Source organism: Phocaeicola sp. RTP21198st1_B8_RTP21198_201120, assembly GCF_040929485.1.
Lineage (GTDB): Bacteria > Bacteroidota > Bacteroidia > Bacteroidales > Bacteroidaceae > Phocaeicola > Phocaeicola dorei.
In genome coordinates, this window is record NZ_JBCOCI010000012.1 from 40,908 (window position 1) to 51,516 (window position 10,609).

Annotated in this window: 9 protein-coding genes and 2 tRNA genes; 7 read left to right on the forward strand and 4 right to left on the reverse strand. The window is 40.6% G+C overall.

What is annotated here, in order from left to right; all coding sequences use genetic code 11:
* The first annotated feature begins 9 nt into the window (after positions 1–9).
* Both AB5935_RS07665 and AB5935_RS07670 read left to right on the forward strand, forming a co-directional pair.
* On the forward strand, positions 10–1,755 hold the full coding sequence (locus AB5935_RS07665) for a S41 family peptidase (RefSeq protein ID WP_038609132.1): 1,746 nt from the start codon (positions 10–12) through the stop codon (positions 1,753–1,755).
* The gene (locus tag AB5935_RS07670; protein ID WP_007837918.1) at positions 1,730–2,209 is read left to right on the forward strand and encodes a 5-formyltetrahydrofolate cyclo-ligase; all 480 of its coding nucleotides are present in this window, start codon (positions 1,730–1,732) and stop codon (positions 2,207–2,209) included. Before AB5935_RS07665 ends, AB5935_RS07670 begins: the two co-directional genes overlap by 26 nt.
* A gap of 172 nt (positions 2,210–2,381) precedes the next feature.
* Here AB5935_RS07670 and AB5935_RS07675 read toward each other — a convergent pair whose 3' ends face one another.
* Positions 2,382–2,672 (reverse strand): DciA family protein, encoded by a 291-nt coding sequence (locus tag AB5935_RS07675; RefSeq protein WP_007852664.1) that lies wholly within the window; start codon positions 2,670–2,672, stop codon positions 2,382–2,384.
* Complete coding sequence (gene recF / locus AB5935_RS07680; RefSeq protein WP_007852665.1) at positions 2,669–3,784, reverse strand: DNA replication/repair protein RecF; 1,116 nt, start codon at positions 3,782–3,784, stop codon at positions 2,669–2,671. The genes AB5935_RS07675 and recF overlap by 4 nt, the downstream gene beginning before the upstream one ends.
* A 152-nt stretch (positions 3,785–3,936) precedes the next feature.
* Between recF and AB5935_RS07685 the strand changes: the two genes are divergently transcribed.
* The 5 genes from AB5935_RS07685 to AB5935_RS07705 all read left to right on the forward strand — a co-directional run bounded on the left by AB5935_RS07685 (position 3,937) and on the right by AB5935_RS07705 (position 7,532).
* Positions 3,937–4,614, forward strand: a complete 678-nt coding sequence (locus AB5935_RS07685) for a tetratricopeptide repeat protein (protein WP_007842740.1) — start codon at positions 3,937–3,939, stop codon at positions 4,612–4,614.
* A 96-nt stretch (positions 4,615–4,710) separates the two neighbouring features.
* Positions 4,711–5,217 carry a 6,7-dimethyl-8-ribityllumazine synthase gene (ribH, locus tag AB5935_RS07690; RefSeq protein WP_007837914.1) on the forward strand — a complete coding sequence of 169 codons (507 nt, stop codon included), beginning with the start codon at positions 4,711–4,713 and terminating at the stop codon, positions 5,215–5,217.
* 111 nt (positions 5,218–5,328) lie between these two features.
* Positions 5,329–5,411 (forward strand) — tRNA-Tyr (locus AB5935_RS07695).
* Positions 5,412–5,419: 8 nt separating this feature from the next.
* Positions 5,420–5,492, forward strand: a tRNA-Gly gene (locus AB5935_RS07700).
* A gap of 1,335 nt (positions 5,493–6,827) precedes the next feature.
* Positions 6,828–7,532: a pirin family protein gene (locus AB5935_RS07705; protein ID WP_007842727.1), complete on the forward strand. Its 705-nt coding sequence runs from the start codon at positions 6,828–6,830 to the stop codon at positions 7,530–7,532.
* Position 7,533: 1 nt separating this feature from the next.
* Here AB5935_RS07705 and AB5935_RS07710 read toward each other — a convergent pair whose 3' ends face one another.
* Together AB5935_RS07710 and AB5935_RS07715 are read right to left on the reverse strand one after the other, a co-directional pair.
* Positions 7,534–9,276, reverse strand: coding sequence for a hypothetical protein (locus tag AB5935_RS07710; protein WP_054349250.1), 1,743 nt, complete (start codon positions 9,274–9,276; stop codon positions 7,534–7,536).
* A gap of 19 nt (positions 9,277–9,295) precedes the next feature.
* Entirely contained in the window at positions 9,296–10,498 is a 1,203-nt protein-coding gene (locus tag AB5935_RS07715; protein WP_007842725.1) for a 6-bladed beta-propeller, read from the reverse strand.
* Between the last annotated feature and the right edge of the window lie 111 nt (positions 10,499–10,609).

Sequence of the window (10,609 nt, forward strand, 5' to 3'; positions counted from 1 at the left end):
AATAAAGATATGAGCAAACATCGAACATCCCGTTTTATGCCGGTAATCGTTGCGGTAAGCATCGTAGCCGGAATATTGATTGGAACTTTTTACGCCAACCACTTTTCAGGAAACAAATTAGGTATCATTAATACTTCATCCAACAAACTGAATGCATTATTGCGTATCATTGACGACCAATATGTAGATACAGTAAACATGGGTGAACTGGTGGAAGATGCTATGCCGCAAATTCTAGGCGAGCTGGACCCTCACTCTTCTTATATTCCGGCAAAAGACCTGGAAGCTGTAAATTCTGATTTAAAAGGGAGCTTCAGCGGAATTGGTATCCAGTTTACCATCCAGCAAGATACCATCCATGTAAACAGTGTCATCCAAGGCGGACCATCAGAAAAAGTGGGCCTAATGGCAGGAGACCGCATTATAGAAGTTGATGACAGTGCCTTTGTAGGAAAAATTGTCACCAACTATGAATCCATGAAAAGACTGAAAGGTCCCAAAGGCAGTGAGGTAAAACTTGGCGTTTTTCGTCCGGGAGAAAAAGAAACTTTACACTTCACCATTGTTCGTGGTGACATACCGGTAAAGAGTGTAGATGCCGCCTATATGTTGAATGACAAATTCGGTTACATAAAAGTAAACAAGTTTGGTGAAACAACTTATCCCGAATTATTGATTTCATTAGCCAAGCTAAATCAGGCAAACTGCGAAGGAGTGGTAATCGACTTACGCGGTAATACCGGCGGATATATGGGTGCAGCAATCCAGATGGTAAACGAATTCTTACCCAAAAACAGACTCATCGTTTATACACAGGGACGTAAGTCTCCACGTGAGAACTATACATCCAACGGAACCGGAAGTAGCCAGAAAATGCCTATTGTCGTATTGATGGACGAAGGATCGGCTTCTGCCAGCGAAATTTTTGCCGGAGCTATCCAGGACAATGACCGAGGGACAATCATCGGGCGCCGCTCTTTCGGAAAAGGGCTAGTACAACAGCCTATCGACTTCAGCGATGGTTCAGCCATCCGTCTGACAATTGCCCGTTACTATACTCCGTCAGGACGCTGTATACAAAAACCGTATGTAAAAGGTAATGACGCAAATTATGAAATGGATATCCTGACCCGTTACGAACACGGAGAATTTTTCTCACAGGACAGTATCAAACAGGATCAAAGCCAAATCTTTGAAACTTCTTTAGGCCGTCCTGTATATGGAGGTGGAGGTATTATGCCCGATATCTTTGTACCGCAGGATACTACCGGTGTGACTTCCTATTATCGTATGTCCGTTAACCGCGGACTAACCATCCAGTTTGCTTTCCAGTATACGGACAACCACCGTGCCGAAATGCAAAAATATGAAACAGAAGAAAGCCTGTTGCAATATTTGAAACATCAGAACATTTTGGAACAATTCGCCCGTTTCGCTGAAAGCAAAGGGTTAAAACGTCGCAACATATTGATGTACAAATCACAGAAACTATTTGAAACAAATTTATATGGAAACATCATTTATAATATGCTGGGCATGGAAGCTTATATAGAATACTTAAACAAGAGCGACAAAACTGTCCTCAAAGCATTGGAAGTATTGGATAAAGGTGAATCATTTCCCAAAGCTCCCGAACCCATAGAACCGAAAGTAAGCGATGAAGGAACTAAAAAAACAACTGCGCAAGCAGATAGCGCAAGAAAAACGCCGTCACGACATCACCGAATTAATGACAAAGTCCGCTGCTTTGCTTGAGAAACTGGAACAGCATCCCAAATTTGCATCGGCCCGTACCGTTTTGCTCTATTATTCATTGGGTGATGAAGTACAGACACATGACTTCGTTGAGAAATGGCACCGGCAGAAAACAATTTTGCTGCCGGTAGTCAAAGGAGACGAATTGGAACTCCGTATTTATGCAGGTAGACAAAACCTGAAAAACGGCGAGGCTTATCACATAGAGGAACCGACGGGAGAAGCATTTACAGCGTATGAGAAGATAGACCTCGCCATTATACCGGGTGTTTCTTTTGATGCCCAAGGCAACCGATTGGGAAGAGGAAAAGGATATTATGACAAATTACTGCCTCTTCTTCATTCCTATAATATAGGTATATGTTATAACTTCCAAGTAAGCGAAAAGCTGCCTGTCGAACCTTTCGACCGGAGAATGGATGAAGTCTGGACTGAGAATGGAATACTGAAATAGAATCTATCGTGATAAGAACTGCCCCATAAGCCACTCTTACATCACACTTCTTTCAAGTCAAGTGTGGACTTTACGAAAAAGATGAAGGAAAATCCGTAAAAATCCGCACCTGGCAGGAAGTTTTACAGGAACCTTCGGAGATAACCAAAAGAACATACAGAAGACCGCCTAGTTAACGAAAAATAATATTGACTATCACTTGTGCCCCTACCTGCTTATTCAGATTCTTCACCAATAAATCACGTCCCATCATCAACTCCTGACGGAGCACGGACGAAGTGATATGCACATAAAGTATTTGATTCTTGATATAAAGATTACTAGTATATTTGGTAATGGCAGACCCCACAACATCTTTCCATGCTTGTATCAGACGATACTCATTCAGTGGTGCCTCCAAAGCATTCTGCCGGAAGAATTTCCGAATCATCTCCCCTATTTGTTCCGCATCATTACGTCTCATTCAGCCACTTCCTTTCTTTCAGTCACACAGCCATCTTCTACAGAAAAGACTCTGTATTCCCTTTCAATCTTTTTCAATATTTTATCCAGATGATCCCTATTGGTATCCGTAATGAAAATCTGTCCGAAACTATCCCCGGCCACTAGTTTCACAATCTGTTCCACACGGGAAGCATCCAACTTATCAAAAATATCATCCAGCAACAACAAAGGAGTGCTATTGCTCCCCGTTTTCTTCAAAAAATCAAACTGAGCCAGTTTCAAAGCGATCAGATAAGTTTTATTCTGCCCTTGTGAACCTTCCCTCTTTATAGGGAAATCACCCAACTGCATCACCAAGTCATCTTTATGAATTCCTCTCAGCGAATACCCCATTATACGGTCACGTTTGCGGCTCTCTTTTATTATATCCAGCAAATTCCCATTCATAGCATGAGATTCATACGCCAGATTCACTTTCTCCTTATCTTGCGAAATATAAGAGTAGAAAGATTGAAAAGTAGGAATAAATTCGGCTATAAACTCACTACGTTTTCTAAAAACAACCTCGCCTGCAAATGCCATCATCTCCTCCCATACCAACATCAATTCCTCATCAGGTTCCTGCTCCGACTTCAATAAGGCGTTACGCTGTGTCAGCGCTTTATTATAACGTATCAGTGCATCCAAGTATTCCTTATCATATTGAGATATCACCACATCCATAAAACGGCGGCGCTCGTCACTACCTCCCGCAATCAGTTCCGCATCAGCAGGAGAAACCATTACGAGAGGAATAAAACCGATATGATCTGATAAACGGCTGTATTCCTTTTTATTCCGCTTAAACTGTTTTTTCTGACGACGCTTCAAGCCGCAATATACCTCTTCAGGATCTCCTTGATTCGTTTCATAGAAACCCTGAATCACAAAAAAATCGCCCTCGTGACGGATATTCTGCGAGTCTATGGGATTAGTGGCACTTTTACAGAATGAAAGATAATAAACCGCATCCAGCAGGTTCGTCTTCCCCATGCCGTTCTGTCCGATAAAACAATTCATCTTTGGCGAGAATTCCAGTTCTGCCTGCTCCAGGTTTTTATAATTCAATATCGAGATGCGTTTCAGTATCATAGAACTTCTGTTTAATTGAGGATACAAAATTAGAGATAAAAACGGGAAAAACTAAAAAAATATGCCCGTAAATTTCATTAATACATAGAAATGAACTACTTTTGCTGACCGAAAAAGTAGATTCGCAAAATAATAAAAAAGTAAATATAAAAATGGCAGAACAAAAACACACTCAGGACCCATTGGATATGGAAGAAGCACTGAGTACTTCAGAAGCATTCCTTATCAAGTACAAAGGAAAAATCCTTGGAACTATTGCAGCAGTTGTGATTATCATTGCAGGTTTCATGGGATATAAGCATTTTATTTCTGAACCCAATGAAATGAAAGCATCAGAAGCTTTGTTCAAAGGAGAACAATATTTCGGAGCCGATAACTTTGAAACAGCATTGAACGGCGACAGCATTGGTTACAAAGGTTTCTTGAAAGTAGCAGATGAATTCAGCGGAACAGCTGCCGGTAATTTAGCAAATGCTTATGCAGGTATCTGCTACGCACAGTTAGGCAAATATGAAGACGCAGTGAAGTATTTAGATAAATTCAGCGCTAAAGATCAGTTGGTAAGCCCCGCTATTTTGGGAACTATCGGTAACTGCTACGCTGAGATGGGGCAATTGGACAAAGCTGCCGGAACTTTGCTGAAAGCAGCAGACAAAGCAGACAGTCAGGCATTAAGCCCTATCTATTTGATTCAGGCAGGTCAGTTGTTCGAGAAACTGGGTAAGAACAGTGAAGCTGTTAAAGCTTATACATTGGTGAAAGAAAAATACTTCAATTCTTATCAGTCAATGGACATCGACAAATATATCGAGCGTGCCTCTATCAAATAAGAAAAGAAATATACCTTGAATTATATAAAGAGGTTGTCTGCACCCACGTACAGATAACCTTTTTCTTTTATTAATCCCACTAAAAAACAAAAAATAATGGCAACAGCGTATCATAACTTATCTGATTATGACTTTAACTCGGTTCCCAATGCAGAAAACATGCGTTTCGGTATCGTAGTATCCGAATGGAACAGTAACATCACCGGTCCCTTATTGGAAGGCGCCGTAACCACCTTGAAAAAACATGGTGCAAAAGATGAAAATATTTTGGTACAAACTGTACCCGGAAGTTTTGAACTGACTTTTGGTTCCGCACAAATGATAAAAAGCGGAAAAGTAGACGCAGTGATTGCAATAGGATGTGTAGTTCGTGGTGACACTCCACACTTTGACTATGTATGTGCCGGTACTACCCAAGGCATCGCCCAACTGAATGCCGAAGGAGATATTCCTGTAATTTATGGTTTGATTACCACCAATACCATGCAACAAGCAGAAGACCGTGCCGGTGGAAAATTAGGTAATAAAGGAGATGAATGTGCAATAACTGCCATCAAAATGCTCGATTTTAAGCAAAAAGTGCAGGGAAAGCAGATTTTTTGAAAAAAAGTTCTTGTAGAATTTGCATATTCAAAAAAAAGACGTACCTTTGCATCGCAATTGAGAAACAAACCTACTCAATAAGAGAATTGAGATAGAATCTTAAGAGCGAATGGGCAAATACCAGAGTGGCCAAATGGGGCAGACTGTAAATCTGCTGTCTTTCGACTTCGGTGGTTCGAATCCATCTTTGCCCACAAAAATTGCGGAAGTAGCTCAGTTGATAGAGCATTAGCCTTCCAAGCTGAGGGTCGCGGGTTTGAGCCCCGTCTTCCGCTCTACAGAAGAGATGATTAAATCATCTCTTCTTTTATTTTATATCCTACCCTTCCTTCACTTACCCGATAATTATAAGAGCAGGATGTCCAAGAATTCTTGTTCGGCTCCAAGAAACCAGGTTCATCCGATATTTCATAGAGGAACACTTTTGCTTTGTCCCGTTTTTGTGACAGACCCTCTGCAAGTAATAGGTGAATCTGATAAAACTTCAAGCATAACTCCGGGAAACTCTGAGCAAAACTCGTCAAACCTATAAGGATAGTTTGAAAAAACCTTCCGGCATAAAGTGAAAAAGGGTGGAACGCTTTTTGGGAAGAAGAAAATGCAAATCCGGTTTACACGTACGTACGCATGAGGCGATGCATACATATGTATAGCTTCATGCATACGTACAGGCCGGGCTTGTCCAAAGGACAGGCCTAGCTTGTTTGACGAACATGCTTAGCTTGTTCTGTGGACAACGTCATAAGTTATCTATGAGCTATAAGATTTAAATGTATGAACTGTAAGATTAACTACTCAAGTTGCCAGCATCCGAATTGTCTTTACATGAAAAATAAAATTGTTCAATCACTATAATCAATTAGTATCCAGTAATTTGTGGTGATAAAAGGACGTAAAAGACGCTCAAGTGGTTTGACCCCGGACAAGCCCAACATGCTCCAAGAACATGCCATGCCCGTCTGGTTCCGGAAGCGAAAAGTGTATGGCATATTCACCGTCAACTACCACTTGGGCATGTCTTACCATCTTTCTACACAGTAAACCATTGAACAACAATAAGATATGGTGATGAAAGGATTTTATTCCGTTCGTAAAAACAAATGTATACATACAAATTCGTTTTCTTCTGTTGGGCAATCAATCATCACATTGCTTTATTTTACTTTCCCAATCAGTTCGATAGCCCTTGTCCGGTTTCAAGAAGCTACATTTCCTCCTACCGGAGTGTTCAGAATCTTGATACAAATTCTGCCGGATCCTGCGCCAAGTTCTATGAATTCTTGTGCCAAACATAAGTTCCTTTCATTAAAAGATAAGGATGTTTTTCCAAAACAATAAGGTCTTTTAAAAAAAGATAAGGCCCTTTTTGAAAAACGAACTTATCTTTTTACCTGTCTGCTAAACCAAAAGCTTCTTACCATAGAGTGTTCTCCAAAAATCTTCACTAAAACCGAAACAAAATGTGTTTTCTAATGTAACAAAAGACTCTAACAGATCATTTAAAAGAGCTGAATCTAAAGTACAACCCACCTTACAGCAACCGTTAAACTTTTCTGTTTCCCAATTGTTATATCAAATATCAACAAATTAAAAAAGAAAGGATATGAGTTATGAAAACAGTAATTGACAAAGCTAATACAAGAGGGTATTTTAATCACGGATGGCTAAAAACCTACCATACATTCAGCTTTGCAGACTATTATAATCCAAGACGAATTCACTTCGGTGCTTTACGCGTACTAAATGATGATACAGTAGCTCCCGGAGAAGGTTTCGGTATGCACCCCCATAAAAATATGGAAGTGGTGTCTATCCCTTTACAAGGATATTTAAGACATGGAGACAGCGTACAGAATGAAAGTACCATTGCCCCAGGTGAAATTCAGGTAATGAGTACAGGCACAGGCATCTATCATAGCGAATACAATGCCAGTAAGACTGAAGACGCAAAATTCCTGCAAATCTGGATTATTCCCAATGTGGAGGGAACTAAACCCGAATACCATAATTATGACATTCGTCCGTTATTGAAACGTAACGAACTAGCCACCTTCATCTCACCATCTGGCAATACACCGGCGCATCTGCTACAGGACGCATGGTTCTCTATGGGCACATTGGATGCCGGACAAAGTGTGACATACCGTATGCACAAACCACGCACAGGTGTTTATATCTTCATTATAGAAGGAGAAATAAATGTAGCAGGCGAGAATCTTTCACGTCGTGACGGTATCGGTATCTGGGACATTGAAAGTGTCACAATTGAAGCTAAATCCGAAGCGCAAATACTGGCCATCGAAGTAGCCATGTAAGCTATATATTTGTGTCGCAATCATCCAAACGGAAGATTTGTGCCACAAATTCATCTTTGCTCCCTTGTTCTATACCCATCTTTCTACAAATTCTATATACCACACGGTTTACAGAACGGGACTGCACTCCCAACAAACTGGCTATCTCATCAAATGAAAGTCCCACTACAAACAGGTAACAAATATCCTTCTCTCCGTTGGTCAGAGATGGATAAAGCTTTTCCAATCGCTCGGCCCAGCGATTACGGGATATGTTCAACCAATACTCTAATTTAGTACGGTCTTCAGCAGGGGTATAATGAGGAGTTCCCTTCGTCACGATTTGCAAGTATACTTGTGCTGCCTCCACCGACTCAACCGGAAGCGAGATGTGTTTCGAACGGAAAGTGAGTTCCAACTGACGAATACGTATTTCCTTACTTTTCTTTTCCTTTTCAAGGATTTGCATCTGTTCTTGCAGATTCTTCGCCTCACCTTGATTCTCTTCTATCCTCTCTTGTAAATCATCAATCTGCTGCTGCAACATGGAAGCATCCCTTTTATAATGACTTAAAATCTCCAGTTTCTGGCGGCGAAAAAATTTCCAACTGCCCCATAGCAGTAAAGTCAATGAAAAAACAGCAGCCACTGTTATCAACAGAGTAATGCTCCATCGGCTTCGATATTCATCATTCTGACGTAATAAAGCCGTGTAATCATATCTTTTCTCGATTTTAAACAATTCAGTACGGCTTCCGGAAGTAAATAGTAATTCCAGTTCATTGATATAGCATTGCATATATTCATTAGCCTTACTTAACTTACCAGCCGCCAGCAAATCCTGGTATATAGCTTTGTACACAGAGGATCTCAAAAGTGGTCGCGAAGATTTCAATGCCCTATTACGAAGGCTGTCTACTAGTTCAGTTTTTCCTAAATGTTTATAGATAACAGCTAATTCAGCATCATACCAGTAACGGGACTCAACAGTAGTGGTATAGTCCATCGCTTTTAACAGGAACGAAGCCGCCGAATCCCATTCCTGCTTGCCTTTCTCCTTCAAGGCCCATTGATAATAGATTTTCTCTTGCGAGGTAAAGTCCATCCTATTAACCAAACCTAAAAACTTATCATAAACCAACTTGACCTCTTCATTGTACCGGGGAGTTCCCTGAGCCAGATAAAGAGGGGCAAATATATATTCTCCCCCCATTGCATTCCAAGCCGGAACTGATAGATTAAGATCCAACGCCTTTCTATAATACGACAGTGAGTGCTCATAATGAGCATACCTTCCATTGATATTCCCTAAAGCTGTATATATCAAAAAATGGATCCGCAAATCCTTAACAGTCTTTACCGCCTCCTCTGCCTGTTTATAGGCATACAAAGCTTCATTATCCTGCCCCAAGTCCTCTAAAATATATCCTTTATAAAGCAAAGCGGAAGCTTTATCATCTGCATTACCTTGTGAAGAATAATACTGTACAGCAATGTTTATCAATGAATCGGAAGATATCTTATGCCCACATCTATACATAGCTTGTGTCATCAGTAATGCATAGCACGCTTGTTCTTCTACGGAAAGTTTATCGGGAAAAGGAATGGCATTCAGTATCCGGTAGGAGGAATCCGGGGCACTCCACAAATAATATTTCCCCCATGCCAGTCTAGAAGTGCCCTTATCCTGACTGCAAGAGGAGATGATACCCAATATCACCACCATCCATACATCCCAGCCTATAAACAAGTACTTTCTCATCATATCGCAAATGTATCACTTTTTAGCCTTCTCGCAATTTATAGACTATAAAAATAGGATTACTATCCACATTTATCTTTTTTAATTCATCCGGAACAGTAAGGGTGGATCCTTTTTCATAAAGACTCAGCTCATAAGGAATGACAACCTGCACCAAACCATCTTTCTCCATACGGCCCCAAACGGGAAAGCTACGATAACTCCGTGTCCCCAACATACCAAAAAGAAGATTGGCATCAGAAAGTTTAAAAATATCTTCAGGCTGCTCACATTGCTCCGCCAGAATCTTCCCTGTTTCTTTATCAACGGAAACCACATAATGTCCTCCATCATACCTGCAACGGAAATAATAACTTCGTGGCGTCTCAAAAAGATCAGACACAAAAATATCCTTATTTCCTCCAAATTTTTGATGTAAGCTACTGAAATCAGTCGCATCCAGGCAGCGGATGATTTCTTGGTCTGAATTCTGTAAATTCAAAACACAAGCTGGCATAATTTTATGATCGGAAATTCTGAAAACAGTATCATTACATCCTGTTTTAAACAGTAATGACTGCTGCTTACCTGAATAGGTAGCTGCAATGCCTATAGTAAAACCTGCTTTCTCCGGAGGAACCAGTGGCGAAGTAAAATCATTCTTTACAGCAATAGTGTCCCCTTGCTCTGTGAATATGCCTAAGCCATAACTCCCGCTCCGAAAAGGAATATACGGAAATGCCACCGAAGCAAAACAGTCTTGTTCCACCTTACGCTGATATACTATCTGATAATCATGGTTCAAATTTTGAATAAACTCCCCCTCTAAGGTGTAGACCCCTATCTGATTAGCACTGAACAGGTAAAGACGATTATTTTCCTCATCGGCCTGTATACCTGCTAAAAAATTACTGAACTCCCCCGGTCCTTGTCCGAAAGGAATCAATGTCTTTATAAAATGACCTTTCCGGTCAAACTGAACAATCCGTTGTTCTTTTACGGGAGAAACATAGATGTATTTGCTTGTCAAAGCATATTCGGATACTCCATCCAACAAAGAAGCGGGATCATCGGTTGTTTCCAAAGGTATATATTCCACACTCTCTACCTCATCTTGCAGATTGAGCATAGAAGGATGATCTATCCCCTGTCGCAAGTCCACCGAAATTAATTCTCCGGAACCGGAATGTCCGGAGTCACAAGCTGCCATCAAAGGCAACAAGCAAAATAAATGCCATTGTTTCATAGATTCAATCAGTTTTTCAGGAAAAAAATATTTATTTCCCGAAACAAAGATATACAGGAATCCATGATTTATGAGAATAAAACAGAATAAGTTTTGCGACGACACAAATCC